This window comes from Apibacter sp. wkB309, assembly GCF_002964915.1.
GTDB lineage: Bacteria > Bacteroidota > Bacteroidia > Flavobacteriales > Weeksellaceae > Apibacter.
Genome location: NZ_PSZL01000002.1, coordinates 176,680 through 192,710, shown reverse-complemented (window position 1 = coordinate 192,710; position 16,031 = coordinate 176,680). Strand labels below are relative to the sequence as shown.

The window sequence follows — 16,031 nt, the reverse complement described above, 5'->3', positions numbered from 1 at the left end:
GTATTAGAAATCATTCTTAGTGTTAATATAATCGTGCAATAGTTTTGAAAATTCTATAAAATAAAAAAGCAACTAACCTTTATTCAGTTAATTGCTTTTAATTTTTGTACGGATGAAGGGAATCGAACCCCCACGCCTCACGGCACTAGATCCTAAGTCTAGCGTGTCTACCAGTTCCACCACATCCGCTTACTGGTTTTGGACTGCAAATATACATTTATTTTATAAAACGGGAAATAATATTTTAATTATTTTTTGAGATTTTGATTAATACATTGATTCAATATATTTTAAAAATCAAACTATTTTATTAAGGACTATTCATTTAAATATACTAATAATGAATGAGAATAAATTTCAATAGAGAAAGATAATGCGTTGTAAAACAAATCTTATAAGAAAAAGGAGTGTATAAAAAGTAAATTTAACCAGAAATAAGGTAAGCAAAGGTTCTTATAAACGGTTTAATCTCTATAAAACAGTTATTTTCTGTTATTTATAATGATTCCAGATTGTTAAATATAGATTAAAAACAGTTACTTAAACTTTTCAAGTAAAATTCATTATTGTATATTTGCAACCTAACATTAAAATAAAAATGACTAAAAACGGTGTAAGCCCTGATAAAGAGATAGTTTTTAGCAGCGAATCCTTAAATAAAGTACATGAAATAATTGCAAGATATCCGGAAGGTAAGCAAAAATCTGCTTTAATTCCTGTATTGCATTTGGCTCAAAAAGAATTTGGAGGATGGCTAGATGTCCCTGTTATGGATTATGTGGCTTCTTTATTAAATATTTCACCAATAGAAGTATATGAAGTAGCTACTTTTTATACAATGTTTAATATGCAGCCTGTCGGAAAATATGTGTTGGAAGTATGTAGAACCGGTCCATGCATGTTAAATGGAAGCGATCAAATCATAGAACATATTAAAGAAAAATTGCAGATAAAAGAAGGAGAAACAACCGCAGATGGTATGTTTACTCTAAAACCGGCAGAATGCTTAGGCGCTTGCGGGTATGCCCCTATGATGCAAATTGGTAAATTTTATCATGAACATCTGACAAAAGAAAAAGTAGACGAAATCATTGACCTTTGCAGGGCGGGAAATATTGCAATTGATTAAACAATAAGTTAGAAGCATATATTATAATATAATGAGTAAAAAATTATTGCTTAAAAATATTGATGTAGAAGGAATAAAAGCTTTTGAAGTTTTTAGAAAGCATGGAGGCTACACTGCAGCGGAAAAAGCCCTTAAAATGACTCCTGATGAAATTTTAGAAGAAGTTAAGACCAGCGGACTTAGAGGTCGTGGAGGTGCCGGGTTTCCTACGGGGTTGAAATGGAGCTTTTTGGCTAAGCCGGAAGGAGTGCCGCGCTATTTAGTGGTAAATGCTGATGAATCAGAGCCGGGAACTTTTAAAGACCGATATTTAATGGAATATATACCTCATCAATTAATAGAAGGTATACTTATTTCATCTTTTTGTTTAGGAGCCAACGTTTCCTATATATATATACGAGGAGAATATTCTTGGATTCCCGAGATATTAGAACACGCAATACAAGAAGCAAAAGCCAATGGTTTTTTAGGGAAGAATATAAAAAATACAGGATATGATCTGGAAATTTATGTTCAACGCGGTGCAGGAGCTTATGTATGCGGAGAAGAAACAGCTTTGTTGGAATCTTTAGAAGGAAAACGAGGTAACCCTAGATTGAAACCACCTTTTCCGGCCGTTAAAGGGTTATACCAATGCCCTACCGTGGTTAATAACGTAGAAACCATTGCAACTGTACCGGCTATTATTTCCATAACCGGAGCAGAATATGCTAAAATGGGAGTAGGAAGATCTACGGGGACTAAATTAATTTCCGCTTGTGGAAACCTGAATAAACCGGGAGTATATGAAGTTGACTTTAATTTAAGTATAGAAGAATTTATTTTCAGTGAAGAATATTGCGGAGGAATACCTAAAGGTAAAAAATTGAAAGCCTGTATACCGGGTGGATCATCAGTTCCTATTTTACCTGCTAAATTATTGCTAAAAACAGCTAACGGCGAAACCCGCTTGATGAATTACGAAAGTATGGCAGATGGAGGGTTTATTACAGGAACAGCCTTAGGTTCAGGCGGATTTATAGTTTTAGATGAAGACCAGTGTATAGTAAGACATACGATGACTCTGGCACGTTTTTATAATCATGAAAGTTGTGGACAATGTACACCTTGTCGCGAAGGGACGGGGTGGATGTACAGAATACTAAAAAAAATAGAAGAAGGACGGGGAACATACGACGATATCGATTTGCTATGGAATATACAAAGTAAGATAGACGGTAATACGATATGTCCTTTAGGAGATGCAGCGTCCTGGCCGGTTGCAGCAGCTATTAGACATTTTAGAGATGAGTTCCAATGGCATATAAATAATCCAGAATGTTTAACAAAAAATTATGGTATAGCTGAATATGCAACTATTTAACAAAAGTAATTTATTGTTTTTATTAGCAATATTTACAATTGGTGCAGTGGATGCCCAAGAACAAGAAAAGAACAAAAGAAAAGCCCACAGAAAAGGTGAAGTATACGCCTACTGGGGTTGGAACCGAGCCTATTATGGAAGGTCATCCGTCCATTTCACAGGTAATGATTATAATTTTACCCTACATGGAGTAAAAGGCGATGATAAGCCGATTGGCTGGAATTTTCACGATTTTTTAGACCCAACCAGAGTAACAATACCTCAAGTAAATTATAGAATTGGTTATTTCTTCAAGGATAACTGGGCGGTTTCTTTAGGTATGGATCATATGAAATATGTAGTTAGACCGGGGCAATGGGTTAAATCTACAGGAACAATTAACACTCCCGGATATGAGGAGGCAATCATTGACGGAGAATACATTTATTTAACTGATGATTTTTTACATTTAGAACATACTGACGGTCTAAATTACTTGAATGCAGAAATAGAATATTATCACAATTTCATAAGCTCCGGCTTTTTTAAATTTAATAGTATAGCAGGAGGAGGTTTAGGATTGCTAATCCCAAAAACCAATGCAACTATAATGAATAATGAAAGACATGATAAATTTCATTTAGCAGGATGGGGGTTAGATGCAAAAGTAGGGGCAGAATTGCTGTTCTGGGATCTTTTTTTCCTTAGAACGGAATTAAAAGAAGGAGTTATATCCATGCCGGATATTAGAACAACATCTAGTAGTTCAGATAAAGCTTCTCAAAATATTTTGTATCTCCAATGGAATTACACATTCGGATTCAGTTGGCATTTTTAATGCACCAAGATATATTAAAATCTAATGAACGAAGAACCAAATAAAATAAAAGTAACAATAGATGGAATTACTGTAGAAGTAAATCCAGGGATACCAATTGTAGAAGCAGCACGACAAATAGGAGGAGCCTCTGTTCCGCCTACTATGTGCTATTATAGTAAATTGGAAGGAAGTGGGGGACGTTGCCGCACTTGTTTGGTGGAAGTGACTAAAGGATCAGAAAAAGATCCACGTCCTATGCCTAAGTTAGTACCGGCTTGTCGTACCAATGTAATGGATGGTATGGAAGTAAAAGTTATTACTTCTGAAAGAGTAATACAAGCCGTACAAGGAGTTACAGAATTTTTATTAATTAACCATCCTTTAGATTGTCCTATATGCGACCAGGCAGGAGAATGTAAACTTCAAGATTTGGCTTATGAGCATGGGTTGGACAAAACCCGTTCTGAATTCCCAAGAAGAACTTTTCAATCCGATGATTTAGGACCGTACATAAAATTAAACATGAACCGATGTATTCTTTGTGCAAGATGTGTATTAGTTGCCAATCAACTTACCGACCAAAGAAATCAAGGGATACTATTCAGAGGGGATCATGCGGAAATAAGTACATACATAAGCAAAGCTATTGAAAATGATTTTTCAGGAAACATGATCGATGTTTGTCCGGTGGGAGCTTTAACAGATAGAACCGCTCGATTTAAAAGTAGAGTTTGGTTTACAGAACCGGTAAATGCAACTTGTACTTGTGAAAAATGCAGCGGCAAAGCGGTATTATGGATGAAAGGAGATACCATTATACGGGTAACAGCGCGAAAAGATTCATACAATGAAGTAGAAGAATTTATATGCAATGATTGTCGATTTGAAAGAAAAGACCTGAATTATTGGAATATAGAAGGTCCTGCCCATATCAGCGATCATTCTGTAATTTCGGTAAATCATTACGAATTACCATTACCTAAAAATGATCCGCATTATAAAATCGAAAAATTTAAAGCTAAAACATTAGAATAATATATATATAATATGTGGTTTACAGTAGTATTGGTAGTTATTTTATTTGCGTTGTGTTTAGGAGCTGCAGCTTATGAAACCTTAATGGAGCGAAAAGTAGCAGCCTTTTTACAAGATAGAATAGGACCCAATAGAGCAGGGATATTTGGTTTAATGCAACCTTTATGCGACGGAGGAAAACTTTTTTTCAAAGAAGATTTTGTTCCAAAAAATGCAGAAAAATGGTTGTTTATCATATCACCGGGAATTTTAATGCTAATAGCATTAAGCACAGGAGCAGTGATTCCTTGGGGAAAATCTTTATTTATAGCAGGAGAATCTCATTTAGTTCAAGTAGCAAACATTGATGTAGGAGTTCTGTATATAATGGGTATTGTATCCATCGGAGTATACGGAATCATGCTGGGAGGTTGGGCTTCCAATAATAAATATTCATTGTTAGGGGCTATAAGAGCTTCTTCACAAATGATCTCTTACGAGTTGGCTATGGGATTATCCCTTCTTTCCATCATTATGATGACAGGAACACTGGATTTAAGAGCCATGGTAGAACAACAAGCTTCCAACTTATACGGATTATCATTTTTAAATGGTATGGCTTGGAATGTATTTTATCAACCCTTAGCATTCGTATTGTTCGTTACCTGTTCGTTTGCAGAACTAAACAGAGCCCCTTTTGATTTGGCAGAGTGTGAATCCGAGCTGATCGGAGGTTATCATACAGAATACGGATCCATGAAATTCGGTACATTCCTTTTTGCTGAATATATAAACATGTTTATTAGTTCAGCTTTAATAAGCACTCTATTTTTTGGAGGTTACAGCTTTCCGTTTATGAATGAATTGGCCAAAAACGGAACAGTCGGAGAAAATGCAATAGGAATTATAAGTATAGTAGCATTTTTAATAAAAATAGTCTTTTGTATATTCTGTTTTATGTGGGTAAGATGGACATTACCTAGATTCAGATACGACCAATTAATGCGTTTAGGTTGGAGAGTCATGATACCTTTGTCCATTCTCAATTTATTAATAACTGCTACTATAGTAGTATTTGGCTAAAATAAAGAAAAAAGTAAAGAAAGAAATTAAATTTATGCAGAGGCTTACCAATAAATCTAAGATAATTTCAAATAAAGAAATGACCTTAAAAGAAAAGATATATCTTCCTGCAGTATTAGGAGGAATGAAAATCACTTTTAGTCATTTTTTCAAAAAACCGGTTACCACTTCATATCCAGAAAAGAAAAGAGAGTTTAGTCCTGTATACAGAGGCAGACATGTACTCAAAAGAGACGATGAAGGAAGAGAGCGTTGTACAGCTTGTGGATTATGTGCATTAGCCTGTCCGGCTGAAGCCATTACAATGGTTGCCGCTGAAAGAAAGAGAGGAGAAGAACACTTATATAGAGAGGAAAAATATGCTGAAAACTATGAAATAAACATGTTACGATGCATATTTTGCGGAATGTGTGAAGAAGCATGCCCTAAAGAAGCCATATTTCTTACTGACCGTTTAGTAATGCCGGAACATTTACGCAAAGAATTTATATACAAGAAAGATAAGCTTGTAGAAAGCATGGACAATAGAATAGACGTTTCACAAAGGCAAATAAAAAAATATACGGTAGAAAAATAAAGAATATGGAAGCAATTTTGTTTTATTTAATATCTGCTAGTGCAATTGTGAGCGCATTATTTGTTGTATTCAGTAAAAACCCTATGTACAGCATCATTTCATTGATCATAACCTTTTTTTCCATATCAGGTTTATATATAATGTTAAATGCTCAATTTTTAAGTGTAGTTCAAATTATAGTTTACTCCGGAGCCATTATGGTATTATTCCTCTATGTGCTCATGATGTTGAATTTGAAAGAAAAAGACGAGCCATTAAAAGGAAGTGCTTTTCGAATTTTGGCAACCATATGCGGAGGATTAGTATTCATTGGATTTATTGGAGCATTAAGAGGATATCAACAAATAGATTTTCCTACTAATCCCGACAGTCAAATTGGATTAACTAAAAATTTAGGACACTTATTATTTAGTCAATACGTATTACCCTTCGAATTAGCTGGGATTCTATTTTTAGGTGCATTAGTTGGTGCAGTTATGATAGGAAAAAGAGATTTATAAAAAAATATTTATTTTCTTGAAACAAAAAAGAAATGGTTAACAGTTTATTACAAAGTATACCGGTAGATTATTTTATATACTTATCCGCATTACTATTTTGTATAGGAGTAACAGGAGTATTAGTAAGAAGAAATGCAATCATAATTTTAGGATGTGTGGAGCTGATGTTGAATTCAGTGAATCTATTGTTGGCAGCATTTTCTGCCTACAAAGGAGATGCAGACGGTCAAATATTAGTATTTTTTATTATGGTTGTGGCAGCAGCCGAAGTTGCAGTAGGATTAGCCATCATAACCATGATGTATAGAAATACACGATCTGTAGATGTTAGCTTATTTAATAGATTAAAAGGATAAGAAATGGAGAATATAATATATTTAATACCAATTTTACCACTTATAGGATTTATTATTTGTGGAATTTTTGGAAGTAAAATGCCTAAAACGGCAGTAGGAACAATTGCTAATCTTGCTGTTTGGATACCTTTTTTTCTATCCGTATATTTATTTTGCACGTTTACAGAACCCGTTAAAGCATCCCTGTTTAATTGGTTTGCAGTTGACGCTTTAAAAGTTAACTTTTCCTTTCAAATAGATCAATTATCCTTAGTGATGATGATGATTGTTACAGGAATCGGATCTTTAATTCATCTGTATTCCATTGGATATATGCATGAAGATAAAGGCTTTTATAAATTCTTTTCTTATTTAAATCTCTTTATATTTTCCATGCTCTTGTTAGTAATGGGAAGTAATTTCTTAATACTATTTATAGGATGGGAAGGAGTAGGATTTTGTTCCTATTTACTTATTGGCTTCTGGTATACCAATAAAGAATATGGATATGCTGCCAGAAAAGCATTTGTAATGAATAGAATAGGAGACTTAGGGCTCTTAATAGGAATATTCATGTTATTTTATTACTTTGGAAGTGTAGAATACTCCGACATAGCAGCTAAAGCCCATTTATTTAAATTAAATGACCCTATATTAATTACAGCTACTGTATTTCTATTCATAGGAGCTATGGGTAAATCTGCTCAAATACCACTTTATACATGGTTACCTGATGCAATGGCAGGGCCTACACCGGTTTCTGCATTAATTCACGCCGCTACCATGGTAACAGCAGGTATTTATATGATTATCAGATCCAATGCCATTTATAGTTTAGTGCCGATTACTCTGGACTTTATTATGTATATTGGTTTAGCTACTTCTATACTCGCAGCATTCATCGGATTAAGACAGAACGATATAAAGAAAGTGTTGGCTTATTCAACAGTTTCACAATTGGGACTTATGTTTACCGCTTTAGGAGCAGAAGCTTACACTACTGCTTTATTCCATGTAATCACTCACGCATTCTTTAAAGCTTTATTATTTTTAGGTGCGGGTAGTGTTATTCATGCGATGAGTGGAGAACAAGATATGAGATACATGGGGGGATTAAGAAAAAAAATCCCGGTAACCTATTGGACATTCCTAATTGGAACATTAGCTATTTGCGGAATACCACCTTTAGCAGGGATGTTCTCTAAAGACGAAATTTTAGTAGCACTTTGGACTAAAAACAAAATTATTTGGGGACTTACCTTATTCTCAGCAGCTTTAACCTGTATATATATGTTTCGCTTACTATTCCTTACATTCTTTGGAGATTTCAAAGGTACCGAGGAGCAAAAGAAACATTTGCATGAAAGTCCGGCTATAATGACCATTCCTTTATTGGTTTTAGCTTTATTAACCGTTGTAGGCGGAGGAATAAACTTACCTCATTATTTAGGAGAAGGAATTTCTCAAAAATTGGCGCATTGGTTGCATCCTATTTATGTAGGTTTACCTATACATCAAGAACCTTCTTTAGGTACTGAAATGATGTTACTAGGAATAACTTTAGCTGTAATAGTTATGGTAGCCCTTGTTACCTACAACAAATATGTTACCCGAAAAGTACAGGCAACTATTGTAGAAAATATGACCGGATGGGAAAAATTTTCAGCACATGCTGCTTATATCAATGAATTTTATAATGAAGTCATTGTAAATCCGGTTTTAAACTTAGGAAAATTTCTGAAAAATATAGTTGATAAATATATAGTAAACGGAATTGTAGAAGGAACAGCAAAAACAGTTAAGGGATGCGGAAGTGTCCTTAGACTAATACAAAATGGAAATGTAGAATTTTATGTATTTGCAATGTCCTTGGGAATATTCATATTACTATTAGTTGCAGAATTTTTAAGTCATTAATTAAAATACAAAAAGTAAAAAGATATAATGTTAACTTTAGCAGTACTACTTTTACCAATCATAGGATCAGGCTTATTATTTGCCTTAAAAGGGAATATTTCAAAATATATAGCATTTATAATTGCAATATCCGAATTGGTATTAACCGCTATTATATGGTGTAACTTCAAAGCAGATTCAGGAATTCAGTTTGAAATTGGAAAAGAGTTGTATTTTTCACCGATTAAATCTACGTTACATTTCGGAGTTGACGGATTAACTGTCCTAATGCTTCTATTAACCAATGTATTAACGCCAATTATACTCTATTCATCATGGAACGATGAACGCCCTTCCAACTTTTATGCATTAATTTTATTAATGCAATTTGGATTAGTGGGTATTTTCTCTTCCTTAGATGGTCTAATGTTTTATATATTTTGGGAAGTAACTTTAATTCCTATTTGGTTTATATGTGGAATTTTTGGAACAGGTGAAAACAGATTGAAAATAAACTATAAATTTTTTATTTATACTTTTTTTGGATCTTTATTTATGCTGGTTGCACTAATATATGTTTACTTGCAAGCGGGATCATTTGACTTAAATGCCTTATATGCTGTTAAAATTCCTGCACAAGCACAAACATTCATTTTTTGGATGTTTTTCTTAGCATTTGCAATCAAATTGCCTATATTTCCTTTCCACACTTGGCAAGCAGATACCTATACAATGGCACCTACCCAAGGCTCCATGTTATTATCCGGTATCATGCTTAAAATGGGAGTATTTGGAATTATCAGATATTTATTACCTCTTTCACCTGAAGCTGTAGGAGGAACTTCCGGTTCCATAGCCTTAATTTTATCAATTATTGGAATTGTATATGCATCTTTAATCGCTATCGTTCAAAAAGATATTAAGCGACTAATTGCTTTCTCTTCAATGGCACACGTGGGACTTATTGCTGCCGGTATATTTGCAAGTGCAATCGTATCCATGCATTGCGGTATTGATAGAACCGGTATTGAAGGAGCCTCAATTCAAATGTTGGCACACGGAGTTAATGTAGTCGGTTTATTTTATGTAGCAGATGTTTTAATTAAAAAATTCGGTACAAGAGATTTAAGTAAAATGGGAGGATTAGCATCTAAAGCTCCATTTTTAGCTGTTTTATTTATGATAATCTCTGTTGGAACTATGGCTGTTCCGTTAACCAATGCATTTATAGGTGAATTCCTTTTATTGAAAAGTATTTTTACATTAAGTATTTGGGGAGCAATTATAGCCGGATTAACCTTAATTTTATGTGCCGTTTATATTACCAAAATGTACGGAATGTCAATGTTTGGTAAAGGAAATCAAGAATTTTTAGAAGGTCAGAAAGATATTAATTTACAAACCAAATTAGGATTGATCGTAATAGCAGCTTTAATTATAGTTTGTGGAATTTATCCTCAACCCCTATTATCATTATCTTCAGAAACGGCTCAACACGTAGTATCCCTTTTAGTTAAATAAGTTACTTGATCAATAAGTAACAATTTTTCTAATAGTTGTATTTTCGGGTTAGTTTAAAACATTAAACATTTTGAAATTAGACAGTACTAATGGTATCAGCTCATTTCAATTGACAATTTTACTAGGTAAATGAGTGATAAATGTGAAAAATTTGGAAAAAGTTTATTCCAAAAAATAAATCATTTATTTTTCATATCAATTGTTGTTGAAATTAATTTTCCTTTTATTTTATTATTTACAAAATTATTTAGCTAATTAAAGCTTAAAATGTTTTTTTATTTCCAATTTCTAATCTAAAATTAGAGATTAAGAAACTATCATCTTTAAGAAAAGGAAGAAAACAATTCAAAAATTGTAAATAATAATTTTAAAGTTGTTTACTTTTTATATTTCTCCAGAAGTTTTAAATTTACAAAATGTCAGATTTATTAGATCCGGATAAGAATAAATATTCAAAAGAAGATATCGCTCAAGAAGAGCAGGTGCGTCCTAAAAGTTTTTACGAATTTGTAGGTCAATCTCATATTATGGATAATCTGGAGATTTTTGTAAAGGCTGCCAAATTAAGACGCGAATCTTTGGATCATGTATTACTACACGGTCCTCCGGGGCTAGGTAAAACTACCTTAGCTAATATCATTGCAAATGAATTAAATGTTGGAATAAAAATCACTTCAGGGCCCGTATTAGATAAGCCCGGTGATCTGGCAGGTTTATTGACCGGATTGGAAGAAAATGATGTACTGTTCATTGATGAAATCCATAGGCTTTCTCCCATAGTTGAAGAATACTTATATTCAGCCATGGAAGATTATAAAATAGACATAATGATTGAAAGCGGGCCCAATGCTCGATCAGTTCAAATCAATTTAAATCCTTTTACGTTAATTGGAGCAACGACGCGCTCAGGATTATTAACAGCTCCACTTAGGGCACGTTTTGGAATTAACTTTAGATTTGAATACTATCACACAGAATTATTAAGCAGTATTGTAGAAAGAAGTTCGCGCATAATGAATATGCCGATAGATACGCAGGCTGCCATAGAAATTGCATCCCGTAGCAGAGGAACTCCGCGTATTGCCAATGCTTTGCTACGAAGAATCAGAGATTTTGCGCAAATTAAAGGTAATGGAAAGATAGATCTTACCATTTCTGAAATTGGTTTAGAAGCGCTAAAAGTAGACAAACACGGTCTAGATGAAATGGATAACAAGATTTTAAGTACCATTATTGATAAATTTAAAGGAGGACCGGTAGGATTAACAACTATAGCAACAGCAGTAGGAGAAAATCCGGGAACTTTAGAAGAAGTATATGAACCTTTTTTAATTCAAGAAGGCTATCTTATGCGAACACCCAGAGGTAGAGAAGCAACAGAAAAAGCCTATAAACATTTAGGCAAAATAAAAATGCCGGGCAATCAATCAGAACTATTTTAATATGAAATCCTATATCTATTTATTTATAGCTATATGCTTAGAGACGGCGGGGACCTCTTTACTTCCGATGACTAAAGAATTTACCAAATGGAAACCGACAGTCCTTTTTTTTGCTCTCTTTTTTGCAGCTTTATATAGCCTGACTAAAGCCATTAGAGTTATACCTATTGGGATAGCCTATGCTATTTGGTCAGGAATAGGAATTGTATTAATAAGTCTTTCAGGCTATTTTTTATACAAACAAAAATTAGATATTCCGGCTATTATTGGAATCGTATTTATCATCATAGGAGTACTTATTATAAATCTATTTTCCAAAACAGCAGGACATTAACTTCAAATAAATAAAAAAACAAATGATACTTATTGAAAACGCTACAATTATAAATGAAGGACAATCGTTTATAGGATCGGTTTTACTGGAAAAAGATATCATTTCCGAAATATACAGAGGCGAGGTTCCTGCGGAAATTAGCGCTCAATCAACCAAAATAAATGCAGAAGGTTTATGGCTTATTCCCGGAATTATTGATGACCAAGTACATTTCAGAGAACCGGGATTAACCCATAAAGGAGATATTCATAGTGAAAGCCGTGCTGCTCTTGCCGGTGGAGTAACTTCTTATATGGAAATGCCTAATACCAATCCACAGACCACAACAATTGAAGCTTTGGAAAATAAGTTTGTCCTTGCTTCACAAAAATCCTATGCGAACTATTCTTTTTACCTGGGAGCGACCAATGATAATAGAGAAGAATTAATGAAAGTTAATCCCAAGAAGGTTTGCGGAATAAAAATATTTATGGGTTCATCCACAGGGAATATGCTGGTTGACAATAAAAAAGCCCTGGAGACTATTTTTTCTGAGGTTGATATGCTGATTGCGGTTCATTGCGAAAAAGAAGAAATTATAAAGAAAAATATCGAAAAATATAAAGCTATTTATGGCGAATATATACCCATACCCTGTCATCCTTTAATTAGAAGCGTAGAAGCTTGCTATCAATCCTCATTTGAGGCAATTGAATTAGCCCATAAATATGGAACTCGTCTTCATGTTTTACATATATCCACAGAAAAAGAATTAAGTTTATTTGAAAATAAACCATTAGAAGAAAAGAAAGTTACCGGAGAAGCTTGCGTACACCATTTGTGGTTTACCGACGAAGATTATGAAAAATTAGGATCCAAAATTAAATGGAATCCCGCAGTAAAAACAAAAAAAGACCGAGATTCTATACTTAAAGCAGTTGTAGAAGATCGATTAGATGTTGTTGCAACTGATCACGCTCCGCACTTATTGAGTGAAAAAGAAGGCGGATGCTTGCAAGCTGCCTCAGGAGGTCCTTTAGTACAACATTCTTTAGTGATGATGTTAGAATTGGTTAAACAAGGGAAAATTACCAAAGAAAAAGTTATTACTAAAATGTGTCATGCCCCGGCTCAACTGTATCAGATTAAAAAAAGAGGCTATATACGTAAAGGATATTATGCAGATTTAGTTTTGATTAATCCTGAAAAGCCATATAAAGTATCACAAGAAAACATTCTTTACAAATGTCGATGGTCACCGTTAGAAAATATAACTTTTAGTTCATCCGTTGAAAAAACTTTTTTGAACGGAAAATTGGCTTACAGTGAAGGGGAAGTAAAAGAAGTAAGAGGAATGGCATTAGAATTTGAAAGATAAAATTGTATAAAAAATTAAGTAAAGAATTAAAGTCTGGGAAATATTTGCATGAGTAAGAAGAAAATACATAAAACGAATGCGGCCAGACTACTAGATTTACATAAAATTACATATGATCTTATTCCCTATGAAGTAAATGAAAAAGATCTAAGCGCCATACATGTAGCAGAGACTTTAGGTGAAAATATAAATCAGGTATTTAAAACTTTGGTATTGGAAGGGGATAAAAACGGTTATTTTGTTTGTGTAATTCCCGGAAATGAAGATATTAATTTAAAGCTGATAGCATTATTATCCGGTAATAAAAAATGCGACTTAATTCCGATGAAAAATCTAATAGGATTAACGGGCTATATAAGAGGAGCATGCTCACCCATAGGCATGAAAAAATTATTTCCAACCTATATAGAAGAATCCTGCTTGAATTTCGATTCCATTTACATTAGTGCCGGACAAAGAGGATTACAAATTCAACTAAATCCACAAGATTTAATCAAACTCCTTCAAGCAAAAATATTTAAAAACAGTTGAATAAAATCAATAAATATTTTTTGTGTTCATAAAAAAAAAAGGTTTTAGTATAAAGATAACAATTTAGTAAAGAGATAATTACAATCCAAGAATAAATAAAAAATTATTTTCGATATATTTAAAAAACGCAATAATTTCATTTATAAAACTTTCGTAAATTTGTATCCTAAAAATTTTAGAAGAATGATAAAAATTACTCTTCCTGATGGAAGTGTGAAAGAATTTGAAAATTCCGTAACACCGTTGGACATTGCCAAATCCATATCTGAAGGTTTGGCTAGAAATACAATTTCTGCAATAGTAAATGGTAAACAAGTTGAAATTAACGATCCTATTACGGAGGATGCAACGGTACAATTATTAACATGGAATGATGATTTAGGAAAGAAAGCGTTTTGGCATTCTTCTGCCCACTTATTGGCACAGGCGATTATGGAATATTATCCAAATGCCAAATTAACTATTGGTCCGGCCATTGAAAATGGATTTTATTATGATGTTGATTTTGGAGATGAAGTTTTTTCAGAAAAAGATTTTGAAAAAATTGAAAAGAAAATGTTGGAAAATGCCAAAAAAGACTCCACATTCGCAATCCGTTCTGTTTCCAAAAATGAAGCATTAGAAGCCTATAAAGATAATCCGTTTAAAACTGAATTAATTGAAAATTTAGAAGATGGATCGATCACATTTGTAACACACGATAATTTTACTGATTTATGTAGAGGTGGACATATTCCTTCTACCGGAATAATTAAAGCCGTAAAAGTATTAAATGCAGCAGGAGCTTATTGGAGAGGCGATGAGAAAAATAAACAGTTGGTTCGTGTCTATGGAATTTCTTTTCCAAAACAAAAAGAATTAACTGAATACTTAGAAAGAATAGAAGAAGCAAAAAAGCGTGATCATAGAAAATTAGGAAAAGAGCTTCAATTATTTACTTTTTCTGAAAAAGTTGGAGCAGGATTACCTTTATGGTTACCAAAAGGAGCAAAACTAAGACAAAAACTTATTGACTTTTTAGGAGCGGCACAGCGAAAAGCAGGATATGAAATTGTAGCAACCCCTCATATCGGGCATAAAGATTTGTATGTTACCAGCGGACATTACGAAAAATACGGAGCAGATAGCTTCCAACCTATAAAAACACCTAATGCGGGTGAAGAGTTTTTATTAAAACCGATGAATTGTCCACACCACTGTGAAATTTATCGATCTTCCCCTTGGTCGTATAAAGATTTACCGAAACGATTCGCAGAATTTGGAACCGTTTATAGATATGAGCAAAGTGGAGAGTTGCATGGACTTACCCGAGTAAGAGGATTCACTCAGGATGACGCCCATATCTTTTGTACTCCGGATCAATTGATCGGGGAGTTTGAAAATGTAATTGATCTCGTATTATATACATTTAAATCCTTAGGATTTAACGAATTTACAGCCCAAGTTTCATTGCGAGATAAAGAAAATAAAGGAAAATACATTGGAAGTGATGAAAATTGGGAGAAAGCTGAAAATGCGATTAAACAAGCAGCCGAAAAGAAAGGATTGCCAACGGTTGTTGAATATGGCGAAGCAGCTTTTTATGGGCCAAAGCTCGATTTTATGGTTAAAGATGCCTTAGGTAGAAACTGGCAATTAGGTACTATTCAAGTAGACTATAATTTGCCGGAAAGGTTTGATCTTTATTACATAGGAGCAGATAATGAAAAACATCGTCCTGTAATGATACACAGAGCGCCTTTCGGTTCTTTGGAACGCTTTGTAGCCATTCTGTTAGAACACACTGCCGGAGATTTACCTTTATGGTTAAGTCCTGAACCATTTATTATACTTCCTATTAGTGAAAAGTATGTAGATTATGCAAAAAAAGTTTTGGATTTAATGGAAAATTCGGATATTTGCGGACGAATAGACGATCGTAACGAAAAGACAGGTAAAAAGATACGAGATGCAGAGATCAATAAAATTCCTTACATGTTTGTAGTAGGAGAGAAGGAAGCTTCCTCCGACACTGTGTCGATTCGTAAACGTGGAGAAGGAGATTTAGGTACTTTTTCTTTAGAAAAAGTAGTAACGATGATGAAAAAAGCAACAAATAATCAATAAAATTTAAATACCATAGCACTTAACAGAAATAATTCAAGAGGGAA

At 33.6% G+C, this 16,031-nt stretch carries 15 protein-coding genes and 1 tRNA gene; 15 read left to right on the top strand and 1 reads right to left on the bottom strand.

All coding sequences use genetic code 11. The annotated features are described in order from the left end of the window. Positions 1–107: 107 nt before the first annotated feature. Positions 108–189 (bottom strand) — tRNA-Leu (locus C4S75_RS02525). Between the two features lie 409 nt (positions 190–598). On the opposite strand from C4S75_RS02525, the gene nuoE reads away from it, so the two are divergent. The 15 genes from nuoE (at position 599) to thrS (ending at position 15,987) form a co-directional block, all read left to right on the top strand. Continuing rightward, on the top strand, positions 599–1,129 hold the full coding sequence (nuoE, locus tag C4S75_RS02520; RefSeq protein ID WP_105296755.1) for an NADH-quinone oxidoreductase subunit NuoE: 531 nt from the start codon (positions 599–601) through the stop codon (positions 1,127–1,129). Between the two features lie 31 nt (positions 1,130–1,160). Continuing rightward, on the top strand, positions 1,161–2,492 hold the full coding sequence (gene nuoF, locus C4S75_RS02515; protein ID WP_105296754.1) for an NADH-quinone oxidoreductase subunit NuoF: 1,332 nt from the start codon (positions 1,161–1,163) through the stop codon (positions 2,490–2,492). Next, positions 2,479–3,309 (top strand): hypothetical protein, encoded by an 831-nt coding sequence (locus tag C4S75_RS02510; RefSeq protein ID WP_105296753.1) that lies wholly within the window; start codon positions 2,479–2,481, stop codon positions 3,307–3,309. The genes nuoF and C4S75_RS02510 overlap by 14 nt, the downstream gene beginning before the upstream one ends. 24 nt (positions 3,310–3,333) lie before the next feature. Further along, positions 3,334–4,326 (top strand): 2Fe-2S iron-sulfur cluster-binding protein, encoded by a 993-nt coding sequence (locus C4S75_RS02505; protein WP_105296752.1) that lies wholly within the window; start codon positions 3,334–3,336, stop codon positions 4,324–4,326. 12 nt (positions 4,327–4,338) lie between these two features. Further along, positions 4,339–5,388 carry an NADH-quinone oxidoreductase subunit NuoH gene (nuoH, locus tag C4S75_RS02500; protein ID WP_185116730.1) on the top strand — a complete coding sequence of 350 codons (1,050 nt, stop codon included), beginning with the start codon at positions 4,339–4,341 and terminating at the stop codon, positions 5,386–5,388. Positions 5,389–5,467: 79 nt separating this feature from the next. Continuing rightward, a complete protein-coding gene (locus C4S75_RS02495; RefSeq protein ID WP_105296887.1) occupies positions 5,468–5,965 on the top strand; it encodes an NADH-quinone oxidoreductase subunit I in 498 nt (165 codons plus the stop codon). 5 nt (positions 5,966–5,970) lie between these two features. Then, the gene (locus C4S75_RS02490; RefSeq protein WP_105296750.1) at positions 5,971–6,465 is read left to right on the top strand and encodes an NADH-quinone oxidoreductase subunit J; all 495 of its coding nucleotides are present in this window, start codon (positions 5,971–5,973) and stop codon (positions 6,463–6,465) included. A 32-nt stretch (positions 6,466–6,497) separates the two neighbouring features. Further along, complete coding sequence (gene nuoK / locus C4S75_RS02485) at positions 6,498–6,821, top strand: NADH-quinone oxidoreductase subunit NuoK (RefSeq protein WP_105296749.1); 324 nt, start codon at positions 6,498–6,500, stop codon at positions 6,819–6,821. 3 nt (positions 6,822–6,824) lie between these two features. Further along, positions 6,825–8,717 carry an NADH-quinone oxidoreductase subunit L gene (gene nuoL / locus C4S75_RS02480; RefSeq protein ID WP_105296748.1) on the top strand — a complete coding sequence of 631 codons (1,893 nt, stop codon included), beginning with the start codon at positions 6,825–6,827 and terminating at the stop codon, positions 8,715–8,717. Between the two features lie 27 nt (positions 8,718–8,744). After that, positions 8,745–10,217, top strand: a complete 1,473-nt coding sequence (locus tag C4S75_RS02475) for a NuoM family protein (RefSeq protein ID WP_105296747.1) — start codon at positions 8,745–8,747, stop codon at positions 10,215–10,217. Between the two features lie 416 nt (positions 10,218–10,633). Further along, complete coding sequence (gene ruvB, locus C4S75_RS02470) at positions 10,634–11,659, top strand: Holliday junction branch migration DNA helicase RuvB (RefSeq protein WP_105296746.1); 1,026 nt, start codon at positions 10,634–10,636, stop codon at positions 11,657–11,659. 1 nt (position 11,660) lies between these two features. Then, positions 11,661–11,993 (top strand): multidrug efflux SMR transporter, encoded by a 333-nt coding sequence (locus tag C4S75_RS02465; RefSeq protein WP_105296745.1) that lies wholly within the window; start codon positions 11,661–11,663, stop codon positions 11,991–11,993. 22 nt (positions 11,994–12,015) lie between these two features. Further along, positions 12,016–13,350, top strand: a complete 1,335-nt coding sequence (locus C4S75_RS02460; protein WP_105296744.1) for a dihydroorotase — start codon at positions 12,016–12,018, stop codon at positions 13,348–13,350. Positions 13,351–13,398: 48 nt separating this feature from the next. Continuing rightward, the gene (gene ybaK, locus C4S75_RS02455) at positions 13,399–13,881 is read left to right on the top strand and encodes a Cys-tRNA(Pro) deacylase (RefSeq protein WP_105296743.1); all 483 of its coding nucleotides are present in this window, start codon (positions 13,399–13,401) and stop codon (positions 13,879–13,881) included. Between the two features lie 183 nt (positions 13,882–14,064). Then, complete coding sequence (thrS, locus tag C4S75_RS02450; protein ID WP_105296742.1) at positions 14,065–15,987, top strand: threonine--tRNA ligase; 1,923 nt, start codon at positions 14,065–14,067, stop codon at positions 15,985–15,987. The last annotated feature ends 44 nt before the right edge of the window (positions 15,988–16,031 follow it).